Annotated in this window: 17 protein-coding genes and 1 tRNA gene; 8 read left to right on the forward strand and 10 right to left on the reverse strand. The window is 56.3% G+C overall.

The window, feature by feature from the left end; all coding sequences use genetic code 11:
- Positions 1 to 19 precede the first annotated feature (19 nt).
- From gltB to ACR0EO_RS21895, 3 genes are read right to left on the reverse strand one after another with little or no spacing between them, the layout of a single operon-like run.
- Positions 20 to 4552: a glutamate synthase large subunit gene (gene gltB, locus ACR0EO_RS21885; RefSeq protein WP_480693030.1), complete on the reverse strand. Its 4533-nt coding sequence runs from the start codon at positions 4550 to 4552 to the stop codon at positions 20 to 22.
- The gene (locus ACR0EO_RS21890; protein ID WP_480693031.1) at positions 4549 to 4983 is read right to left on the reverse strand and encodes a GFA family protein; all 435 of its coding nucleotides are present in this window, start codon (positions 4981 to 4983) and stop codon (positions 4549 to 4551) included. Before ACR0EO_RS21890 ends, gltB begins: the two co-directional genes overlap by 4 nt.
- 27 nt (positions 4984 to 5010) lie before the next feature.
- Entirely contained in the window at positions 5011 to 6444 is a 1434-nt protein-coding gene (locus ACR0EO_RS21895; protein ID WP_480693032.1) for an NAD(P)-dependent oxidoreductase, read from the reverse strand.
- A gap of 230 nt (positions 6445 to 6674) precedes the next feature.
- On the opposite strand from ACR0EO_RS21895, the gene ACR0EO_RS21900 reads away from it, so the two are divergent.
- A complete protein-coding gene (locus tag ACR0EO_RS21900) occupies positions 6675 to 7478 on the forward strand; it encodes an undecaprenyl-diphosphate phosphatase (protein WP_480693033.1) in 804 nt (267 codons plus the stop codon).
- Here ACR0EO_RS21900 and ACR0EO_RS21905 read toward each other — a convergent pair whose 3' ends face one another.
- Entirely contained in the window at positions 7479 to 8462 is a 984-nt protein-coding gene (locus ACR0EO_RS21905) for a complex I NDUFA9 subunit family protein (RefSeq protein WP_480693034.1), read from the reverse strand.
- A 199-nt stretch (positions 8463 to 8661) separates the two neighbouring features.
- Here ACR0EO_RS21905 and ACR0EO_RS21910 point away from each other — a divergent pair.
- The 4 genes from ACR0EO_RS21910 to ACR0EO_RS21925 all read left to right on the forward strand — a co-directional run bounded on the left by ACR0EO_RS21910 (position 8662) and on the right by ACR0EO_RS21925 (position 11515).
- Positions 8662 to 8748 (forward strand) — tRNA-Leu (locus ACR0EO_RS21910).
- Positions 8749 to 9654: 906 nt separating this feature from the next.
- Complete coding sequence (locus tag ACR0EO_RS21915; RefSeq protein WP_480693035.1) at positions 9655 to 9918, forward strand: spike base protein, RCAP_Rcc01079 family; 264 nt, start codon at positions 9655 to 9657, stop codon at positions 9916 to 9918.
- A gap of 6 nt (positions 9919 to 9924) precedes the next feature.
- Positions 9925 to 10638, forward strand: a complete 714-nt coding sequence (locus ACR0EO_RS21920) for a hypothetical protein (RefSeq protein WP_480693036.1) — start codon at positions 9925 to 9927, stop codon at positions 10636 to 10638.
- 688 nt (positions 10639 to 11326) lie between these two features.
- Positions 11327 to 11515, forward strand: coding sequence for a hypothetical protein (locus tag ACR0EO_RS21925; protein ID WP_480693037.1), 189 nt, complete (start codon positions 11327 to 11329; stop codon positions 11513 to 11515).
- A 71-nt stretch (positions 11516 to 11586) separates the two neighbouring features.
- Here ACR0EO_RS21925 and ACR0EO_RS21930 read toward each other — a convergent pair whose 3' ends face one another.
- From ACR0EO_RS21930 to ACR0EO_RS21945, 4 genes are all read right to left on the reverse strand, one after another.
- On the reverse strand, positions 11587 to 12039 hold the full coding sequence (locus ACR0EO_RS21930) for an SRPBCC family protein (RefSeq protein WP_480693038.1): 453 nt from the start codon (positions 12037 to 12039) through the stop codon (positions 11587 to 11589).
- A gap of 215 nt (positions 12040 to 12254) precedes the next feature.
- Positions 12255 to 13793 carry a tripartite tricarboxylate transporter permease gene (locus ACR0EO_RS21935; protein ID WP_480693039.1) on the reverse strand — a complete coding sequence of 513 codons (1539 nt, stop codon included), beginning with the start codon at positions 13791 to 13793 and terminating at the stop codon, positions 12255 to 12257.
- A gap of 10 nt (positions 13794 to 13803) precedes the next feature.
- Positions 13804 to 14235: a tripartite tricarboxylate transporter TctB family protein gene (locus ACR0EO_RS21940; protein WP_480693040.1), complete on the reverse strand. Its 432-nt coding sequence runs from the start codon at positions 14233 to 14235 to the stop codon at positions 13804 to 13806.
- Positions 14236 to 14314: 79 nt separating this feature from the next.
- Positions 14315 to 15283 (reverse strand): Bug family tripartite tricarboxylate transporter substrate binding protein, encoded by a 969-nt coding sequence (locus tag ACR0EO_RS21945; protein WP_480693041.1) that lies wholly within the window; start codon positions 15281 to 15283, stop codon positions 14315 to 14317.
- Positions 15284 to 15443: 160 nt separating this feature from the next.
- On the opposite strand from ACR0EO_RS21945, the gene ACR0EO_RS21950 reads away from it, so the two are divergent.
- From ACR0EO_RS21950 to ACR0EO_RS21960, 3 genes are read left to right on the forward strand one after another with little or no spacing between them, the layout of a single operon-like run.
- Entirely contained in the window at positions 15444 to 16115 is a 672-nt protein-coding gene (locus ACR0EO_RS21950; RefSeq protein ID WP_480693042.1) for a response regulator transcription factor, read from the forward strand.
- On the forward strand, positions 16108 to 17505 hold the full coding sequence (locus ACR0EO_RS21955; protein ID WP_480693043.1) for a sensor histidine kinase N-terminal domain-containing protein: 1398 nt from the start codon (positions 16108 to 16110) through the stop codon (positions 17503 to 17505). Before ACR0EO_RS21950 ends, ACR0EO_RS21955 begins: the two co-directional genes overlap by 8 nt.
- Positions 17502 to 18536, forward strand: coding sequence for an ABC transporter substrate-binding protein (locus tag ACR0EO_RS21960; protein WP_480693044.1), 1035 nt, complete (start codon positions 17502 to 17504; stop codon positions 18534 to 18536). The genes ACR0EO_RS21955 and ACR0EO_RS21960 overlap by 4 nt, the downstream gene beginning before the upstream one ends.
- Here the strand turns inward: ACR0EO_RS21960 and ACR0EO_RS21965 are convergent.
- Positions 18533 to 20047: a heme biosynthesis HemY N-terminal domain-containing protein gene (locus tag ACR0EO_RS21965; protein ID WP_480693045.1), complete on the reverse strand. Its 1515-nt coding sequence runs from the start codon at positions 20045 to 20047 to the stop codon at positions 18533 to 18535. The two genes, ACR0EO_RS21960 and ACR0EO_RS21965, sit on opposite strands and share 4 nt — an antisense overlap.
- Before the next feature lie 10 nt (positions 20048 to 20057).
- Positions 20058 to 21161, reverse strand: a 1104-nt coding sequence (locus ACR0EO_RS21970; RefSeq protein ID WP_480693046.1) for a COG4223 family protein, incomplete at its 5' end; no start/stop codon positions are given.

The following is a 21161-nucleotide window of genomic DNA, read 5'->3' on the forward strand; positions in this document are numbered from 1 at the left end:
CCTTTCTATCAACGGCTGCTTATTCGGCAGGAACCGCTGTTGCTTCATTGGTCAGCGGATGGCTGAGTTTGTTCAGCATCTCTTTCGGGCAGACCTGTAGGAAGTGACTTTTCTCAACATCCCAGTGTTGCAGAATGTCCGCAGCCTTGCGACTGTAGGTTTCGGCCTGATGAGTTTCGATCAACGTCTTGAGTTGATCTTCCCAATGGTCAACGGTCACCGGGCAGGTCACCAGCGTTTCCATGTTCATCAGCGCCTCGGCCTTGCCTTCGGGGTCGTACAGATAGGCCATGCCGCCCGTCATACCCGCACCAAAGTTGGCGCCGATATCGCCGAGGATCACTGCGATTCCGCCGGTCATGTATTCACACCCGTTCGAGCCACAGCCCTCGATCACAACCTTGGCGCCCGAGTTCCGAACCGCGAACCGCTCACCCGCGCGGCCAGCCGCGAACAGGTGACCATCGGTGGCTCCGTACAGAACGGTGTTGCCGATGATGGTGTTGTCATCCGCCTTCAACGGGCTGACCTGCGGTGGGCGCACGACGATCATGCCACCCGACAGACCTTTGCCGACATAGTCGTTGGCGTCACCCGACACTTCCAGCTTCAGACCCGGAGCAGCGAAGGCCCCCAGCGACTGACCGGCCGAGCCTTGCAGTTTAACATGCAGGTGGTCGTCCTGGAACGTGTTCCGCATACCGAAGTTCTGAACGATATGGCTGGAAACGCGTGTGCCCACGGTCCGGTGCGTGTTCTGCACCGCGTAAGACAGCTGCATCTTTTCACCGTCTTTCAGGAACCGCGCCGCATCGCGAACGATTTCGGCGTCCAGCGTATCTGGCACCGCATTGCGATCCTTGTCACGGTTGTAGACGATGTCCTGAGCGCCATCGACAGTGATCAGCAGCGGGTTCAGGTCCAGGTCGTCCAGATGGGCCGAGCCACGGCTGACCTGAGCCAGTAGGTCTGCACGACCGATGATCTCATCCACCGAACGCGCGCCGAGGCTGGCCAGCAGCTCGCGCACTTCCTGCGCGTAGAAGGTGATCAGGTTGACGACCTTGTCCGCGTTGCCGGTGAACTTGGCGCGCAGATCTTCGTCCTGCGTACACACGCCAACCGGGCAGGTGTTCGACTGGCACTGACGCACCATGATACAGCCCATCGCGATCAAAGCGGCGGTGCCGATGCCATATTCCTCGGCACCCATCATCGCAGCCATGACGATGTCGCGCCCGGTGCGCAGGCCACCATCGGTCCGCAGTGTCACACGGTCGCGCAGGTTGTTCATCGCGAGGACCTGATGCGCCTCGGTCAGGCCCATCTCCCACGGCAAGCCAGCGTATTTGATGCTGGTCGCGGGCGATGCTCCGGTACCGCCATTGTGACCCGAAATAAGGATAATATCCGCTTTTGCCTTGGCCACACCGGCTGCAATCGTGCCAACGCCCGAGGACGCCACCAGCTTGACCGTCACCTTACAGCGCGGGTTGATCTGCTTGAGGTCGTAGATCAGCTGCGCCAGATCCTCGATCGAGTAGATGTCATGGTGCGGCGGTGGCGAGATCAGCGTAACGCCTTTGGTCGAGTGACGCAGGCGCGCGATCAAGTCGGTAACCTTCATGCCCGGCAGCTGACCACCCTCACCAGGTTTCGCACCCTGGGCCACCTTGATCTCCAGCTCTTCACACTGGTTCAGGTACTCGGCGGTTACACCGAACCGACCTGAGGCCACCTGCTTGATTTTGGCCGACGGGTTGTCGCCATTCGGCTCCGGCACGAAGTGTGCAGGATCTTCTCCACCTTCACCCGAGTCGGATTTCGCGCCGATCCGGTTCATCGCCACGTTCAGCGTCTTGTGCGCTTCGGGACTCAACGCGCCTAGCGACATGCCCGGTGTCACAAACCGCTTGCGGATCGAGGTGATCGACTCGACCTCTTCAATTGGCACCGGCTTGCCCAACGGTTTGAAGTCCATCAGATCGCGTAAGTGGATCGGCGGGTTCGACTGCATCTTGGCCGAATATTGCTTCCAAAGCTCGTAAGATGCGCGGTTACAGGCCATCTGCATCATGTGCATAGACGTGGCTTCCCACGCGTGGGTCTCACCCGATTTCCGCGCTTTGTAGAAACCACCAATGGGCAACACGTCCAGACCGCTGTCCCAGCCCTTGGCGTGAATTTCTTCAACCTTGGTCTGAATACCGGTGACACCAATGCCGGAAATCCGGCTGGTCATGCCCGGGAAGTACTCGGCTACCATGGCGCGGCTGAGGCCAACAGCCTCAAAGTTCAGACCACCGCGATACGAGGAAATCACCGAAATCCCCATCTTGGCCATGATTTTCAACAGGCCCTGATCGATGGCTTCGCGATAACGCGCCACGTTTTCGGTCAGGGTGCCGTCCAACAACCCGCGGTCGATGCGGTCGGCTAGCGAATCCTCGGCCAGATAGGCATTCACAACGGTCGCACCACAGCCGATCAGAACCGCAAAGTAATGCGGGTCCACACATTCTGCGGAACGTACGTTCAGCGAGCAGAAGGTACGCAGCCCCTGACGGGTCAGATGCGAGTGAACCGCGCTGGTCGCTAGGATCATAGGCATTGCCACACGACCCTCGCCCGAGTTCATGTCGGACAGTACCAGATGCCCCGCACCCGAGCGCACGGCCTCTTCTGCTTCGGCTCTAACACGGGCCAAAGCGGCGCTAAGCGCACCCCGACCGGGTTCAAAGCTACAGTCAATCTCAGCCAGCGGGGACCCAAAGGTTTCAACCAGCTTGTCCCATTGCGCGTTGCCAACAAAAGGGCTGCCAAGCACAACAATTTCGGTTTGACTGCTGTCTTCATCCAACACGTTCTTTAGGTTACCGAACCGCGTTTTAAGCGACATCACGCGGTATTCACGCAGTGAATCGATCGGCGGGTTGGTAACCTGGCTAAAGTTCTGGCGGAAGAAATGGCTGAGTGGGCGGTATTTCTTTGACAGAACCGCCGACGGAGTATCGTCACCCATCGAGGCCAACGCCTCTTTGCCATCCTCGGCCATTGGCGCAAGGATTTGTTCCAGTTCTTCAACCGAATAACCCGCTGCGATCTGACGCTTGCGTAGTTCTTCACCCGAGAAGATCTGAGCTTCGGTTACACCTGCCAGTGATTCATCAAGGTCATTGATCTTGCCGACCCATTCACCAAACGGCAGCGCTCGCGCCAGTTTGTCCTTGATCTGGGTGTCGCGGTAGAGCTTGCCCTTCTTCATATCCACGGCCAGCATCTGCCCTGGACCCAAAGCGCCCTTCTCGGTCACGCTGGCCTCATCGATCGGCACCATGCCAGCTTCTGAGCCCGCGATGACAAGACCGTCGCCGGTCACAACGTAACGCATCGGACGCAGGCCGTTCCGGTCGAGTCCAGCACAAACCCAACGACCATCGGTCATTGCCAAAGCGGCGGGGCCGTCCCATGGCTCCATCACCGAGTTGCAGTAGGAATACATGTCGCGCCACGCCTGCGGCAGTTCGACCGCCTGTTTGGACCAGCTCTCCGGAACCAGCATGGTTTTCGCCATCGGGGCCGAGCGGCCCGCGCGCACCAGAACCTCAAAAACAGAGTCTAATGCAGCGGAATCCGACGACCCGCCTGCGATGATCGGTTTGATATCCTCGGCGTAGTCACCAAAGGTGCCGCTGGCCATGCGGATCTCATGGCTCTTCATCCAGTTGATGTTGCCTTTCAACGTGTTGATCTCACCGTTATGGGCCAACATGCGGAACGGTTGCGCCAGCCACCATTGCGGGAAGGTGTTGGTCGAGTAACGCTGGTGATAGATCGCAAACGCGGATTCAAAGCGCTCATCCATCAGGTCGGGGTAGAAAACTGCAACCTGCTCGGCCAGCATCATACCTTTGTAGATGATCGAGCGGCAGGACAGCGACGCCAGATACAGGCCGGAGATACCAGCGGCGGCTGCGGCTTTCTCGATGCGGCGGCGGATCACATACAGTTCACGCTCAAAGGTCTCTTCGTCCACACCTTTCGAGTTCGAGATCAGGATCTGTTCGATCTCAGGACGGGTCGCGTTAGCTTTTTCACCCAGGCAGGTCACATCGACCGGCACGTGACGCCAGCCATAGATGTAGTAACCCATGCGCAGGACTTCGGTTTCCACGATGGTTCGGCAGCTTTCTTGCGCGCCGAAATCTGTGCGGGGCAGGAATACCTGACCAACCGCGATCAACTCGTTCAGGTTGGGCTCGTGACCGGTGCGACGGATCTGGTCATAAAAGAAGGGAACCGGGATCTGCACATGGATACCCGCGCCATCGCCGGTTTTACCGTCGGCGTCCACAGCGCCCCTGTGCCAGATCGCTTTCAGAGCGTCGATCCCTGCATCCACAACCTTGCGTGACGGCTTACCATCAACGGATACAACAAGGCCTACACCGCAGGAAGAATGCTCTTCTTCTTCTGAATAGAGACCATTTTCCGCCATCCATTTGCGTTTGGCTTCTTCGGCCCGCACCCAATCGGAATCATATTTGGTCATTGGCTGTCTCCTTCTTCCGGCTGGGCAAACATCGCTTCGACCTCAGCTTTGGTCATCTGCTTGCGTTCACCTGCGAACGCGTACCCGTCGGGCTTTTTGTCGATAAAAAGTTCCAGTTGCAGCTTGAGGCCCGTGTCGTCGAACAGGCCAGCCGCCATTTCTGTGTGTCCGTGCATCTCGCCGGGCAGTGTAATTCTGTACCACAGCGCCGATCCACAATCCGAGCAAAACGCGCGCTCGGCCCAGTCGGAGGACGTAAAAGTCTTGACTGGACCCAACGCGGCATAGCCGGGTTCAGCCTGAAACGTCACCAGCATCGAACTGGTCCAGCCGCGGCACTGATCGCAATGACAAGCACCCAGCGATTCCTTCGCTGGTGTGGCGGTCACAGTGACCGCACCGCACATACATTGGCCTTGCAATTCAGGCATAAAACCCTCCTGTCGCTGGGCGTTGGCTTACTCAGCTGCTACCGCAGCTTTGGCGTTGAACCGTTCGATGATCGCATCGGCGCAGTCGCGGCCGTCGCGGATCGCCCAGACCACCAGCGAGGCACCACGTGCGATGTCACCGATGGCGTAGACCCCATCCATCTCGGTCTCACCTGTCTGGAAGGCTGCTTTAACGGTCCCCCAACGCGTTACGGGCAGGTCGGGCTGACCGAACAGGGTCGGCAGATCTTCGGGCTCAAAGCCCAGCGCCTTGATGACCAGATCGGCATCTTCGACATAGTCCGCACCTTCGATCACTTCGGGCGCTTGGCGGCCTGTGGCGTCGGGCTGCCCCAGACGCATCTTCTGCACCATCACACCAGCGACTTTGTCGTCTCCAGTGAAGCCTTTGGGAGCACTCAGCCACTCAAACACGACGCCTTCTTCTTCAGCGTTTTGGGTTTCTCGCTGCGAACCAGGCATGTTGGCTCGGTCACGGCGATACAGACATTTGACTGAGGTCGCGCCTTGGCGGATCGAGGTCCGCACGCAGTCCATCGCAGTGTCACCACCGCCGATGACGACAACCTTCTTGCCATTGGCGTTCAGGCGACCGTTGTCAAAATCCTCGACAGCATCGCCAAAGCTTTTGCGGTTCGAGGCTGTAAGGAAATCGATCGCTTTCTCGATTCCAGCCAGACCGCTTCCTGGCATGGACAGGTCGCGCGATTTGTAAACACCGGTCGCGATGATTACGGCGTCGTGCTTGGCTCGGATTTCTGCAAATTTTTCGGCGTCTACATCGCAGTTCAAAACGAACTCAACACCGCCATCAGCCAGCAAGTCATTCCGGCGCTGTACGATGTCTTTCTCCAGCTTAAATCCCGGAATACCGTACATCAGCAGGCCGCCCGCACGGTCATAGCGGTCATATACAGTCACCTGAATGCCGGCGCGGCGCAGCATGTCTGCCGCAGCCAGGCCGCCGGGGCCGCCACCGATAATGCCAACGCTTTCGCTGCGCTCAGCTGCGGGTGCAACCGGCTTTACCCAGCCTTTGTCCCATGCGGTATCGGTAATGTATTTCTCGATGGTGCCAATGGTGACTGTGCCGTGGCCAGATTGTTCGATTACGCAATTGCCTTCACACAAACGGTCCTGAGGGCAGATGCGACCACAGATCTCGGGGAAGGTGTTGGTGGCCTGGCTGGTTGCATAGGCTTCTTCCAAACGACCTGTTGCGGTCAGGCGCAGCCAGTCAGGAATATTGTTGTGCAGTGGGCAATGCGACTGACAATATGGCACGCCACATTGGCTGCAGCGGCTGGCTTGCTCTTCCGCCTTTGCGGACGCGTACTCAGCATAGATTTCGTCAAAGTCCGCTTTGCGGTCATCAGCGGCACGCTTTTCCGGCATGACGCGGTCGATCTGCACAAATTTCAGCATCGGTTGCTTGGCCACGGGTCAGACTCCATGAATTGGCTTGGTCGAGTTTCTTTAAGAGATGCGCGACCAGATGAAAAGTCAATTGTGCTGACCTATTTTGAAAAAAATCTGGCCTTGAACTCAAGTCTGCAGAATTTATCGATGTTTTTAGTTCCGATTCGGACCTATATGCGCACTTTCCTTTTTGGCACCACACTTATACGCATTGATCGCATAGAACACGTGACGGCAGCACGGGCAGTATTATGAGTTTTTTTCAGTTGATTCTCGCAGCCATTATTCAGGGCATCACTGAGTTTTTGCCGATTTCATCCTCGGGACACCTAATACTTTTGCCCAGCCTGACTGGCTTGGACGACCAAGGGCTAGCGATCGACGTGGCCGTGCATGTCGGGACACTTGGCGCCGTAATTTTGTATTTCTGGTCGGACGTCAAACAAGCCGTCGCCGGATTACCTCGCGCATTGACCGGTCGCACGGATACCCCACAAGCCCAACTTGCCATGGGCCTGATCATTGCAACGATTCCTACCGTCATCGTCGGTGCCATTCTGTTCAAGACAGGACTAAGTAACTCACTAAGATCGATGGCGGTAATCGGCTGGGCGATGCTTGGCTTTGGAATTCTTCTGTATTGGATGGACCAGAAAGGTTCTCAAACTAAAAAAGCCACAGAATGGGGCGCGCGCGATGCCTTGATCATGGGGCTATGGCAGGTACTGGCGTTGATTCCCGGCACATCCCGGTCAGGCATCACAATCACCGGAGCCCGACAGCTGGGCTATACACGCGAAGACGGCGCTCGGATCGCAATGCTTATGTCTATCCCGACTATTCTGGCTTCGGGAACCTTGCTTTCTGTCGATGTGATCCGTGAAGCAAATGCACAACTTGCCATTGACGGAGCAATCGCGGCGTTTTTCGCCTTTATCTCAGCCCTTCTGGCGCTGAGCCTGATGATGCGTCTGCTTCGCAGCGTTAGCTTCACCCCGTATGTTATTTACAGGGTAATACTTGGCACCATCCTACTGGTGATCGCTTACAGCTGATCAGATACGCAGGTTGCCGGCCGAATTCTGGATGTCGTCGTACTGACCCGAAGGACGGAACTTCCACAGATACTCAGGAAGGATGGATTCCAAAGTGGCCGGCTCAATGCCCAAATCTGCAAAGCCCTTTGCACCCTCAGACACAACGTTGTCACGACGCAAGTTCTTCAGTTGGTCACGAGTCAGAATGTGGTTCGGGAATAGCTGAAAGCTGACAAACTTCACGATATCCAGAACGCCTGCCATGATCTTGGCCACAAAGAACGGCATCCCGATGATGACACGGCGTCTGTGAATTACCTCTAGCATCTGCTGCATCAGCGCACGGAAGGACTTAACCTCTGGACCGCCCAGCTCATAAACGCCGGCCTCTGCCTGGCCGAGAACACCTTTGACAGCCGCCTTGGCCACATCATCCACGTAAACCGGCTGAAACTTCGTTTCGGCACCAACCAAGGGCAAGAATGGTCCCATACGGGTCATCCCGGCAAATCGGTTAAAGAACTGATCTTCGGTCCCGAAAATGACCGAGGGCCGCAAAATCACAGCGTTAGGCATATGGGTCAGCACACCAGCCTCACCTTGAGCCTTTGTTCGTGAATACTCGCTATCAGACTCTGCATCGGCGCCAATGGCCGAGATGTGGACCATTCGCTGGACACCGCCCTCTGCCGCCAAACGGGCGATCCGTTCAGCGCCTTCGGACTGCACTTTGTCGAACTCGTTCTTACCAAGCTCGTTCAACACACCCACGCAATTCACAACCACATCTGCGCCGTGCATAGCAGAGGCAACAGAAGCATCGTCGCGAATGTTGCAAAGAATGGGTTCGACCTGGCCTACAACGCCGTAAGGTTTGACAAACATCGCCTCGTTGGGGCGCCGCACTGCAACCCGCACGCGCCACCCTTCATTCGCCATGCGCCGCGCAATATATCGGCCGACAAATCCCGATCCGCCATAAATCGTGACCATTTTGGACATGAGGGGGCTCCTGCTAGTGGGTCTTGATCCGATTTACCTTTCTACGCCCCTTCAAACAAGGCGCAATAACGCCGCGTGTCTGTGAAAAAAACAGTGCAATACAGGTGCTTTTGGTTGGCGGTCAAAAAACTTTCAAAAATCTTCCCGAATCTAGTTGACGCCCCTCGCCAGTAGGCTTAAACGCCCCTCCACGACACCTGCCCAGGTGGCGGAATTGGTAGACGCGCTAGCTTCAGGTGCTAGTGTCCGTATGGACGTGGAGGTTCGAGTCCTCTCCTGGGCACCAAATCCCCCGACAAAAGACTAAATTCCACAATCGTTCGTCAGGATTCCGTGTCGATTTCCCAACTAAGGTGATCATGAATCTGTTTCCATTGATGATTTCGATCATCGTTTTCGGTGTCGCGATTGTCAAAAGTACAAATCCGCTCATCTGCTTTGCATTAGGAGTAAACAGTTTTGGAAAGCAAAGTGGTTTCGTAAGCACTGGAAATTGTACCGCTCACGCTGCAAGGCGAACGTGTTTTCTTTTGCTTTTCAGATTCATAGCATCACAGGCCCATTATTTAAGGAGCCTTTCACCAGATCGAGTCGTTCTTGGGATAAGCTTTTTGGGCTCGCCTCTTCTCGAATAAAGCTTGCTCTGTAAGCAATTTTGCGCTGCTCAAACAGCAAGTTTCCGCTACGTAAAGTTAACCCTACTTTGCTGCATAACCGAATTGATCTATCCCATGCAGACCGTTTTGATAGGGGTCAAAATGAAGCTCAGTGTATTAGAAGTTTTCTGCATACTGTTGGCGAGTGTGGTGGCCGTGGCAGGCTTTGTCGGGGCCGCGAGCGCACTGATTTCTGCCATGTGAAATTCTTGAGCTATCCAGTTCTTGGTAGCTCCTATGACAACTTGTTTAACATATGCCGTTTAGTTGAATTTCGTGCTGGCTATTAGCGTAGAGAATACAACGATAACGCCACTTTGAAGCTTTGGGGGTTAATCCCCTAAGTCGATAGATCAGGATCTTTTTAAGACCGCTAGCGACGGCATCAGGTTGTGACCTTCCAACAGTGCAAACGTAGAAATCGTTACGTCAAGACCAATAGCTGAACCCTACCGTTCGGTCTGGAAATCTCTCTTTAAAAGGTTGTCGGCAGGTTTGCCTTTCATGCCAGTTCTCAAACAATTTCGGAGAGTTCCATGTCTGACGACTTCAAGAATCATCAAGCCGGACTGGACAGTCCACAAGGGCACCACATTGCGGTCACCGTAAGTGACACTCAAGATCTAGAAACCGCCACTCGCGCTCTTTGGGTTGGATCAGGCGGTAGCATTCGCGCCACCACGGTTTTTGGCCATACGGAAACATATGAAAATGTCCCAAGCGGCTTTCTTCTGCCCGGCAGGTTCTCCCGTGTTCTGGAAACCGGGACAACGGCAAGCTCTATCCTCGCCCTGTGGTGATCAGGGATGATAGGTCTGTCTTTAACCATCTCGGCGGGATCGCGGAAGCGTAACGAGGGTATTGAGTCGCTGGCCCCAATCTCGTGGCTCGACCCGTCCGACCTCTCCACTATGTTTCAAGATGCTGCGGGAACCATTCCGGTCATGACCTCGGGCGATCCTGTCGCCCGCATTAATGACAAGAGCGGCAATGGCTATGATGCCCTGCAAACTGCTAACAATAGCTTCCGCCCCACATACCAGACGGATGGAACCCATCATTGGCTGCAATTTGATGGCGTGGACGACTATTTATCTGTGACCTTCCCTCAGTCTCTGAGCCAACCCTCGACGCAGGGAATTTCATTCTCAACCGGCTCAAGGGCCGCTTGCTATTTAACGGATGGCGCGGATTCCAGCGGTCGGAATTCGCTGCGTTATGAAGCGTTTTCTTTGCATCAATTCGGAGGCTCAGACGTTGTATTGGGGCCGGTTGCGGAAGCTGCACCTAACATAGTCGTCGCAAAGTTTGACGGAGTTGAATCTGATGTGCGCCTTAACGGTTCCGATTTCGGACCACATAACGTAGGAACACACTCAATCAACAGCCTGACAATCGGGGCACGCTTCAGCTTGAATGTTCGTTTCGACGGCCTGTTAAGGGGGTTCGTACTGTTTGATCGCAACTTGGGAACTGCCGAAACCGCGAAACTCGCTTCCTGTCTAAAGGGCTCGGCCTAGTATTACGCAAACACCAAAAGCAGATAGGCGACCAATGCTAAGGCGATGCCAAATACAACAACGGGCGGCTTACTTTCGCCGTCCGTTAGATCGTTCTGAAAAGCTCCTGCCTGAAAAGTAAGGTATAGCGCCGCGACCAGCAGGAAAAACGCTAGAACGTCGATTAAAACCTTGGAAATCAGCCTACCCCCTAAACACCGGCTTCCGCTCCGGTAACATCTTACTTTTTCTCGCCCGGCTCATAGCGCCGGGCGTTCAACTGTTTACATTCTTGCAGGTTTTTTACCTCAAATCTCTGCAAATCTCGATATTCCTCGATCATTCACCTTAAGACCGGCTTCTTTCTGTAGTTTTCAGACCCCCGAATACGTTGCCCTGAGCCAGCTGAATCAGCGCTCCCCGCACTTTTTCTGACCACCATTTCAAGTGACGTAGCGTCGGTTTTCGCCGGTCAGACCTTAACTGATTGACGTAAACGTAAGGTTCACATCATTTTTTTGACCGGACGATAAATTAATGATGCAAATCCTGAGATTCTTCCCCCTAGCCACAAAAAACACCTTTCTTAAATGCACAGTGTCGCTGCGGACCAACCACTCACGGATGAATGATCCTTGAGCCCTCGCCCAGAGTTCGGATCGGGTCTGCAGCGGCACATTTTTTAGATTTGAATTCAAGGATAATCACTATGCGCCTGAAGCTATTTCTAAATCGTTTAAAGACGGCAAAAACGACACGCGTTTCCATGACTAGCGAAAACAGAAAGCCTTTGGACATGGGGCGCACGTTGCCTCAAATCGAAAAGTCCGAACTCACCGCTCTGTTCAAGAACGTGCTGAAAGAAAAGCAGGACGATCTTCCGACACGGCGCAAGTGATGAAAAGCTTTGTTTGGGTGCTGATCAGGAAAACCTGAGCTTTTGCGTAGAGCGCACCAAGCCCACAGCCGTCAGGACGGCGACTGCTCGGACACGATCTCTCCGAAACGGGTGAAGAACTTGCCAGACAGCTTCTTGGCCGTCCCCGAGATCAAACGGCTGCCCAACTGAGCAATCTTACCGCCGACATCAACCTTGGCGGTATAGGACAGCACCGTCTCATCCCCGTCTTCTGTCAGCGTCACGTCGGCCCCGCCCTTGGCAAAACCCGCAGCTCCGCCCTTTCCTTCACCGGTCAATGAAAACGCATCGGGTGCTTTGGAGTTGTCCAGTGTAACTTGGCCGGCGAACTTTGCCTTAACTGGTCCGATTTTCAGAACGACTTTTGCTTCAAGCTCTTCCGGAGAGTTCTGAACCAGCTCTTCGCAACCCGGAATACATTCTTGCAGGATTTCGGGATTATTCAGAGCTTTGAACACCGCATCACGCGGTGCCGAGATACGGATTTCATCACTAAGTTCCATACGCGCTTCCTTCGGTCATCTGCACCCTAGATAATCAGAGTTACAGTTTCCACTTCATCTTTCCAGAGCTTGTTTTGTGCGCCTGTTAGAACTTGCTGCGTTTGCAGTAGTTTAGCAAAAAAACCGACCTTAGAAACACTAGGGTTGAGATGGAGAAAGTGATTGAGAAGGTTGAGTGTCGGCACCGCCAGTGCATAACCGGCGGCGCCCTTTCTTTAGTCGCTGATCGCGCCTTCCTCATCCCGGCGCTGGTGCATCTTGGCTTTGACACGGGCCCCAACGATCAGGGGCAAAACAAATCCAATGATGGCGATGGACCACAGTGCAATGGACAGCGGGCTGTCGATCAGGGTCCACCAATTGCCGTTGTCGATCGTTACTGCGCGACGCAGGTTGTTCTCCATCGAATTGCCCAGCAGCGTGCCCAGAATGATCGGCACCAGCGGTACGTCGAGTTTGCGCAGTACCCAGCCCATGACACCGAAACCGATCATCACCAGAAGATCAAAGCTAGAGCCGGAGATACCGTAGATACCGACAAAGCTGACCATCGCCACGATCGGCATCAGGATGCGAGAAGGGATCATGAGGACACGGGTAAACAAACCCACCATCGGGATATTCATCGCCAGCAACATGAAGTTTGCAATGAACAGCGCCGCGATCAGCCCCCAGACCACATCCGGGTTCTGAGTGAACAGCAGCGGCCCTGGTGTAATGTTCAGCGCCAGCAACACAGCAAGCAATACAGCCGTTGTTCCCGACCCCGGAACGCCCAGCGCCAGCATCGGCACCAAGGCTCCCCCAGCGGCTGCATTGTTCCCGGCCTCGGGCGCAGCAACACCGCGTGGATCACCGGTACCAAAGGTGTTCTCTTTGTCGACCAGCCGTTTTTCCATCGAATACGAAATGAACGAACCCAGCGAGGCCCCGGCCCCCGGCAGAACACCAGCGATAAATCCCAGGAACGATGTCCGCAGCATGGTTGGCGTGCATTTCTTGACCATCGACATCGGCGGGTAGAGACGCCCGATTTTCAACTTACGGCCAGCGGCATCCGACCCGCCGTGGCGGTGTTCAAGGAAGATGAACACTTCGGACAGGGCGAACAGGCCAACGATGGCCACAAGGAAGTCAAGGCCGTCATACAAGTGCACTTCGCCAAAAGTGAAACGCGGTACACCGGTTTGAGTATCGACGCCAATCGTCGCCAATCCGAGGCCCAGCGCCGCGGCAAATGCGGATTTCGCCTGATTGGTCGAGGACACGCCGCCCAGTGTCATGAAGGCCAACGCGAACAGAGCGAAATACTCAGCCGGTCCGAACAGCAGCGCAATCTTCACCAGCTGCGGCGCAAGGAAGATCAGGCCCCAAGTGGCCAAAAACGCGCCAACGAACGATGCGATACCGGACAGCGACAGCGCCTCACCGGCAAAGCCCTTTTTAGCCATCGGATGCCCGTCCAGACAGGTCATCATGGCAGGCTCGTCTCCGGGTATGTTCAGCAGGATGGAAGAGATCCGCCCCCCGTACATTGCTCCGTAATAAACACTAGTCAGCAGGATCAGCGAGGGCGTCGCCCCCAGCCCAAGTGTGAACGCCAGCGGGATCAGGATTGCGACGCCGTTTGATGGGCCAAGACCGGGCAGCGCGCCCATGATCGTGCCCAGAAAACAGCCCAGCAGGGCCAGCATCAGGTTCTGCCATGTCAGCGCGATGGCGAAACCGTCTCCGAGGGATGCAAAAGTTTCCATAGTCTGTTCCTCAGAATCCCAGTGGGCCGCGGGCCAGCGAAAGGCCCAGAACCAAGTGGAAAATGACGTAGATACCGACAGATGTGCCGATACCCACCAACACGCTTTCAATCGGGCCAGAGCCCAGACGCCAAGCCAGATAGGTGGCGGCAAAAGCGGTGGCGATGACAAAGCCGATCTCTGGCAACAGTTCGGCGTAAAGGATCATCATCACAACAGCGGCGCCGACCTCGACAAGACGGCTCAGCGCGGGCCACTCGGGTTCGGAATCGGGGCGCAAGGCAATGACGATGCTCGACAGGCCCAGAATGGCGGCGATGATCAGAGGGAAAGCTTTGGGTCCAACGGCATCGGACAGAAAGCTCTCTTCAATCGCCAAAGCGGAAAAGGCAAATCCGATGGCGAGTAGCAGTCCGACGACCCCGAAGATGCGGTCACTCATCGGTGTCTCCTATTTTTCGGGTAAAACTTGTGGACCCGGGCGCGGATAACTGATTCCGCGCCCGGGTCTTGGTGAGTGGTTATTTGATGATCCCGATCTCTTTCGAGATGGTTTGGATCTGGCCTACAGATTCAGCCACGAAGTCCTGGAACGCCGCACCTTGCAGATCCAGCGGGGCCAAACCATTTGCGGCCATGACCTCTTTCCATTCATCCGAGGCGTATAGATCACCGATCTTACCGACCCAGTCACCATAGGCCTCATCGGTCATGCCGCCCGGAGCGTAAAATCCGCGCCAGTTTGCGCCAATAGCGTCAACGCCCTGTTCTTTGGCTGTTGGGAAATCGGCGAATTCGCCGGGCAGACGTTCTGGGGCCAGAACAGCGATCACCTTGATATCGCCAGAGTCCACAAAACCTTTGGCCTCGGAAATGTCACCTGTGAAGGCCTGCACAGAACCGGCCAGGAGCTGGGTTACAGCCTCACCACCGCCGTCAAAGGCGATGTATTTGACGGATCTGACATCTTCGATGCCATAGGCATTCGCAGCGATCAGCACCTTCAAGTGGTCCCAGCCACCCACGGCAGATCCGCCTGCCACGGAAACGGCAGCGGGATCGTTTTTGATCTGGTCCAGCAGCTCGGGCAGAGTGTTCACAGAGCTGTCGGCCGCAACGGCGATCACACCATAGTCCGCGCCAATGGCGGCCAGCCAACGGACCTGATCCATGGTGTTTCCGGGATACGCGCCCTGCGCAAGACGGGTCGCAGTGGCCGCACTGGCCGCAACGATCAGTTCGTTGTCGTCACCGCGCTTGTTCACTACTTCGGCAAAGGCCACGCCACCGCCGCCACCAGCAAGGTTCACCACCTGCATAGTCTGGTCGATCAGGCCCAGATCCTGCAGTGATTTACCAACCTGACGGCAGGTGAAGTCCCAGCCGCCGCCGGGGTTTGCCGGTGCGATACATTCCTGCGCGCTGGCGGCTACGCCGGACAGTGCAAAGACAGCAGCCGCAATCGCGCCACTGGTTCCAAACAGTTTCATTCGTGTCTCCTCCTCGGGTCTTTTTGGGCTGTGTTCCACAGCCGAAACCGGTGCCTGCAGGGATCACGGCGCGTGGCCTTTCCTTGCAGGTTGAATTTGTTTACCGAATAATGCTGTCACGAACCTGTCACGGTTCCGGCGTTCGACTTTGGGAGGAGTCATGCGCGTATTGATGATCGAAGATGCCGAAGATCTGGCAGAGGGTGTCGTGGCCCATCTCGCCCGGTCTGGGGTGGTATGCGATTTGGCCACCACCGTGGAATCCGCTTGTGATTTCCGCGCAGTACAAAGTTATGACGCCATGTTGTTGGACATCAACTTGCCCGACGGATCCGGCCTGAACTTTCTGGGCAAAATCCGCGCTTCGGGTGACCGCATACCCGTATTGATGCTGACGGCGCTCACCTCGGTCGAGGATCGCGTGGCTGCATTGGACAAGGGCGCGGACGATTATCTGGGCAAGCCATTCGACCAGCGTGAATTGGAAGCTCGCCTTCGCGCTCTGGTGCGTCGCGATGCCGACCGCAAGAGCGAACAAATCACGCTGGGCCCATTGATCTATGCCCCAAAGGACCGCAGCGCCACTTTGGATGGAAAGCGCTTGAATCTGACCGCCCGTGAGGCCGCCGTTCTGGACGCGTTGATCCGGCATGAGGGGCAATACCTGTCCAAAACGCGGCTTTACGACTCGCTTTATGGCTTCGAGGACGCCGATGTCGGCGAAAATGCCATCGAGCTGTATATCGCCCGCTTACGCAAGAAGTTCTCTGGCAGCGCAGTCAACATCTCGACCCAGCGGGGCGTTGGGTATCGGATTGGCCTGGATGGCTAGACTGTACGTGCCCCACAGCCTGACCGCACGGGTTCTCAGCGCCGTGATGCTGATCCTTGTGCTGGGCGGCTGCCTGGTCGCGCTATCGATCTGGGCAAATGGCAGGCTGGCGGCGCGGCAAGCCTATGATCGACTGCTGCTAGGCGCGGCCAGTGATATCGCCGAATCCGTTCGAATTCAGGAAGGTGAGCCAATCGTCGATCTGCCGGTTTCCGCATTTCAGTTGCTGGCGCAGGCTCCGGATGATCGCATTTTCTACGCGGTTCAAGTCCCGAACGGCGCCTTTATCACCGGACTGGACCGTGACACGGTGATCGAAGTCCCGCAACAATCCGATACGACGCCCTTGTACTTTGCGGCTGATCTTAACGGAGAGCCCGCACGCTTTGTTCGCGTTGCCCGCTTGTTTGCCGAAAGGGAATTTTCGGGTGAGGTCGAAATTCTGGTTGGTCAAACCCTGCGCGCGCGCCAGTCCATGACGGCGGGCCTAATGCGGGACGCCCTGTTGCCAATGGCCATCGCCGGGATTTTGCTGCTTATCATGTCATGGTTCGTCACCCGATCTGCCTTGCGCCCTCTCGAAGCATTGTCCGATGACCTTATCCGGCGTGATCCGCACGACCTTACGCCGATGGCGAGCGAAGGGTTGCCACGCGAACTGCAGGTTATGTTGACCGCGATGAACCGTTTCATGGGACGTCTGGACCGGCAGGTAAACACGATGCGCAACCTGATCGCCGACACCGCCCATCAGCTGCGGACGCCAGTTGCGGCGATCCGGGTACAGGCCGAAATCGCACAGGATGACCCTGATCCACCGGTCCGAAAACGAGCACTGGACCGGTTGCTGGGACGTACGCGATCGCTCGGTACTCTGCTGGACCAACTGCTGTCTCGCGCCATGGTGATCCACCGCATAGACAGCGCACCGCGGCTGCCTGTGGACCTGCGCGAGGTGGCGCTGGATGTGTTAGAGCAAAGCGACCACGAACTGGTTGCGCCCGGTGTCGAGGTACGGCTTGAGATCGGCGAAACCCCGGTGTTCGTTAATGCCGACGCATTTTCACTTGGAGAAGCCGCCAAGAACCTTCTGGGAAACGCGCTGCGCCACGGTCAGCCACCTGTCAGAATTGGGGCGACACTGGAAAACCAACGCGCCATTCTTTGGGTTCGTGATCATGGCACAGGTCCTGCAAATCCTGTCTCGGACCGCATCGGTGACCGGTTCAACCGCACAAGCGGCTCGAGCGAGGACAGCACAGGTCTGGGCCTATCCATCGTGAAATCCACAGCCGAGGCATTTGACGGCAAGGTCGAGATGGCCCGCGACGAAGCGGGTTTTCGCGCCGCACTCAGCTTTCCACGCATGCCGGCAAGGGGGATGGAATGATCCGCGCTTTGATAGTCTGCCTGCTTTTGGCCCTGCCCAGCGCACTGCGCGCGCAGGAAGCAAGCGCGAGCTTCGGCAGCGGTGACGAGCCGATGTTAATTCGTTCAACCACCGATATTGCCATCATCGCACCGGTGTTAGAGCGGTTTGCCGAGCTGCATCCTGCGCTTTTGATTACTTACGAGCAATGGGGATCGAACGCGCTGTTCCAGCACAGCCGCACGGTCTGCAAAGGCGGTAAGAACCCCGCAGACGTGGTGTTTTCCTCAGCGATCCAGCAAATGGTATGGCTTGTGAATTCAGCGTGCGGTCATCGTTACCGATCTCCGTTGACTGATGCGCTACCGGACGCGCGCAGATGGCGGAACGAGCTGTGGGGCATAACAACAGAGCCCGCTGTCATCGCCTATAACAAAGCCCTGCTTGACGATCAGGACGTACCTCGCAGCCGTTTTGCCCTGCTGGACGCCATGCGCACACAACCCGAATTGTTGCGGGGACGTGTAGCAACCTACGACATTGCCGCCTCGGGTCTCGGGTATTTGTTTGCCTATGGTGATAGTCTTGAAGCCACAACTTTCGGTTCGTTGATCGAAGGTTTTGCTCGGATCGACGCCGTCGCCACCTGTTGCTCTTCCGAGATTATCCGCGATGTGGCTGAAGGTCGGTTTCTGATCGCCTACAACGTGTTGGGATCTTATGTGGCCAACGCAGATGCACCCGGCGTTGGTGTAATCCTGCCAGAGGATTACACTCTGGTCCTGTCCCGCGCATTCATGATCCCGGCTCAGGCCGAAAACAAAGACGCTGCGACCGATCTTCTGGATTTCCTGCTCTCGCCTGAGGCACAGAACCTTTTGGCCTCTGCAGGACTGGTTGCACGCATGGACGCCTCCGAAACGGGTTTGCCCCCAAGCGCACGCCGGTTCATTGCCCTTTCACCCGCACTATTAGTCGCGCGGGATCAAATCCGACGTGCTGAATTGTTCAAGATCTGGAACAACGCTTTTGACGTAGAAACTGCCCGTTAGACCTGTTTCTCGACCACTGGTTCCACATCAGGGCGGACCGGCTCAGCCTCCATCTCTATGATGTCAGTGTCGGCAACTTCTTCAGCTTCATCCACCTCAGGCTCGACCTCTCCATCAGGCTCTGATTTGTCCTCGAGCGCACCGACGATCAGCGGAAGCATATGAACACCGGTAGCGGTTGCGATCTCAGGTGTTTGGGGTGTTTGCCAACTGAGCGTGTCAAAGCTATTGCAGTTTTGACAAACTGGGCCCCATTCGGGCTGAATGTCGTGGCAATTGTTGCAAACCCATTGCGGTCCGCGTGGCGCATTCAGCGCCTTGGCCAGCCAGCCCTGCACAACAGCGTCAGAGGCACCCTCGCCACGTTCGATCGCGGCCATGAGCGTGTAAGCGCGTGCATCAGCTTGCTTTTCGACAACGTCACCCAACGCTCGGCGTGCTTCGGGGAAGTCCTCGGCCACGATGTTAAGCTCGGCCAGGATCAGGCGGGTTTCAGGATTCTCAGGGTGAATACGGGTCAGAGCTGTAAAGCGTTTGATCCGCGCCTCAGGCGTCTCATCTGGTTCGATCTCGGCAAATGCGTGGGCCAAATCCGGGTGTGGCTGAGCCTCCCACGCTTTTTTCAGGATCTTAGTCGCAGCACGCGGCTTGCCTTTTTCAATATAAGCTCGCGCGGCCATCGCAGCGGCGGGCACCAGATCGGGCGACAGGCGGTTGGCCTCAATCGCGTGCTCCTGCTGTTCGACCGTCGCACCTTCGTCCAGAATGTCCTTGGCTTCAGACAACGCAAGCACCGCATCGCGGCGTTTGAAAACGTCACGCGGCAGGTGGCCGGCCTTCAGCTTGGCAGTAAGTGTCGAACGTGCGCCGGTCCAGTCTTGGGACTTAGTCTGTAGGCCAAGCAAAATGTCCTGCGTTTCAGCGTGCCGCGGTTTAATCGCTAGAGCCTTTTCAGCGAGCTTAAGGGCGGTTTCATCATCCCCTTCGGCCAGCTTCTGTTTCATGATGCCGCGTACGCCGACAAACCGCGTCGAATTGTCGGTAACCAACTTTTTGTAAGTGTCTGACGCTTTTTTGGTGTCACCATTCATCTCAGCGGCCTGGGCGACCAGAAGATTGGTCAACTCAGGCTTGTTCAGCAATTTCTCGGCTTTTTGCGCCTTGGTCATAGCCACGCGCCCCTCGCCCGAGGCCAGCGCCATCAATCCATCTGCCAACGCTTGATAGCCACGCTGCTCACGACTGCGGTCAAAATACCGGGACAGGGCCGTTTCATCTCCGTTTAGGAACTTGAGGGTCGCAATCAAAAGGGTCAGTAGCTTGAAAAACACCCATATTGCGAAAACCAAAACGCCCAGCGCGATCACCGATTGCAACGGCCCCAGAGTATACTCAGTGCCTCCAGCCGTAATCTGCACGCCGCCGCTGGTGTCCATCAGGAACATCGCGCCCACGGCCAGCAGGCCAACAATCGCTACAAAAACAAGGATCTTTAACAGTGACCACAGCATGGCAGGTCCTTTAGTTCGAGTTTACGCTGGATTGCAGCGCATTTGCGGCGTCCACGGCGGCAACCCGCGTCTGAGCCGCCTTTTCCCAATCTGAAAGTGCATCTTGCGCCGTGTCAGGAAGGGATTTCAATTCGTTCAAAGCGGCCGAGATATCACCATCCGAAAGCGCGGCTTGCGCACGTGAGAGGATCGCATCGGGGGTATCCCCATCTTGCGGCGTCACTGACCGCGCACCAGTCTGACGTTGCAGAAAGGCGACCAAACCTGTGCCCTTGTCGGCATCCCTTGCATCCGCGAGAGCAGTACGCGCTGCTGGCGTAAATGTCTCACGCAACTCAGCCAGAGTTGCTACACCTTCGCCTGCAGGCGCAGACAATGCATCGGGAACTGTCACACCTCCGGCGGTCAATTCGGCGATCAGTCCGTCATAGGGTTGCCCGGCATCCAATTGACCATTGATCTGCGACAGGACGGCTGCATTTGAAGCAGCTTGCGCATCAGCCGCCGCCTTGGTTTCAAGAGCTTGCGCATCAGAGACCATTTTTTCGACTTCGGCCCGCTGAGCAGCCAGCGAATCCTGAAGTTTTTTCAGCTCTGCCTCAAAAGCGGCTGAAACCTCGGGCGACGCTCCTTGGGTCAACGCGCCACTTTCCAGATCGCTTAAACGGCTGGCCAATGGATCGATTTTACCCGACAAGCCGTCGAGGTTGGATTTTAGGTTGGTCAGTTCCGCACTAAGTGGCGTGACCCGATCTGTCAGCGCAGCGATTTTGCTATCCACATCAGAACTGTCCGACAGCGAATTCGTCAGCGCTTCGATCTGGCTGGATTGTTCCTTGAGTTTCGCTTCCAAAGCGGCAAGTGCGTCCGAATTGTCCGAACCGAACATACCGGCGGTACCGGCTGCAAATCCGATCCCTGCCGCAATTACACCGCCAATCAAAGCTGGCACAAAACCGCTGCGTTTTTCCTCTTTGCGGTCGTCGGGCTTTTCTGAAACCGGGGCAGCAGGCTCCTCTTGTGCGGCTTCGGCTTCGGCTTCGGCTTCGGCTTCGGCTTCGGCTTCGGCTTCGGCTTCGGCTTCGGCTTCGGCTTCGGCTTCGGCTTCGGCTTC

The sequence above is a fragment of the Ruegeria sp. BE9 genome, assembly GCF_056538765.1.

Coding starts and splice junctions, on each gene's coding strand:
- ACR0EO_RS21905 (WP_480693034.1), bottom strand. CDS start 8,462: ATGTCCAAAATGGTCACGATTTATGGCGGATCGGGATTTGTCGGCCGA.
- ACR0EO_RS21950 (WP_480693042.1), top strand. CDS start 15,444: ATGCGCGTATTGATGATCGAAGATGCCGAAGATCTGGCAGAGGGTGTC.
- ACR0EO_RS21915 (WP_480693035.1), top strand. CDS start 9,655: ATGTCTGACGACTTCAAGAATCATCAAGCCGGACTGGACAGTCCACAA.
- ACR0EO_RS21925 (WP_480693037.1), top strand. CDS start 11,327: ATGCGCCTGAAGCTATTTCTAAATCGTTTAAAGACGGCAAAAACGACA.
- ACR0EO_RS21940 (WP_480693040.1), bottom strand. CDS start 14,235: ATGAGTGACCGCATCTTCGGGGTCGTCGGACTGCTACTCGCCATCGGA.
- ACR0EO_RS21960 (WP_480693044.1), top strand. CDS start 17,502: ATGATCCGCGCTTTGATAGTCTGCCTGCTTTTGGCCCTGCCCAGCGCA.
- ACR0EO_RS21890 (WP_480693031.1), bottom strand. CDS start 4,983: ATGCCTGAATTGCAAGGCCAATGTATGTGCGGTGCGGTCACTGTGACC.
- ACR0EO_RS21920 (WP_480693036.1), top strand. CDS start 9,925: ATGATAGGTCTGTCTTTAACCATCTCGGCGGGATCGCGGAAGCGTAAC.
- gltB (WP_480693030.1), bottom strand. CDS start 4,552: ATGACCAAATATGATTCCGATTGGGTGCGGGCCGAAGAAGCCAAACGC.
- ACR0EO_RS21955 (WP_480693043.1), top strand. CDS start 16,108: ATGGCTAGACTGTACGTGCCCCACAGCCTGACCGCACGGGTTCTCAGC.
- ACR0EO_RS21930 (WP_480693038.1), bottom strand. CDS start 12,039: ATGGAACTTAGTGATGAAATCCGTATCTCGGCACCGCGTGATGCGGTG.
- ACR0EO_RS21935 (WP_480693039.1), bottom strand. CDS start 13,793: ATGGAAACTTTTGCATCCCTCGGAGACGGTTTCGCCATCGCGCTGACA.
- ACR0EO_RS21900 (WP_480693033.1), top strand. CDS start 6,675: ATGAGTTTTTTTCAGTTGATTCTCGCAGCCATTATTCAGGGCATCACT.
- ACR0EO_RS21965 (WP_480693045.1), bottom strand. CDS start 20,047: ATGCTGTGGTCACTGTTAAAGATCCTTGTTTTTGTAGCGATTGTTGGC.
- ACR0EO_RS21945 (WP_480693041.1), bottom strand. CDS start 15,283: ATGAAACTGTTTGGAACCAGTGGCGCGATTGCGGCTGCTGTCTTTGCA.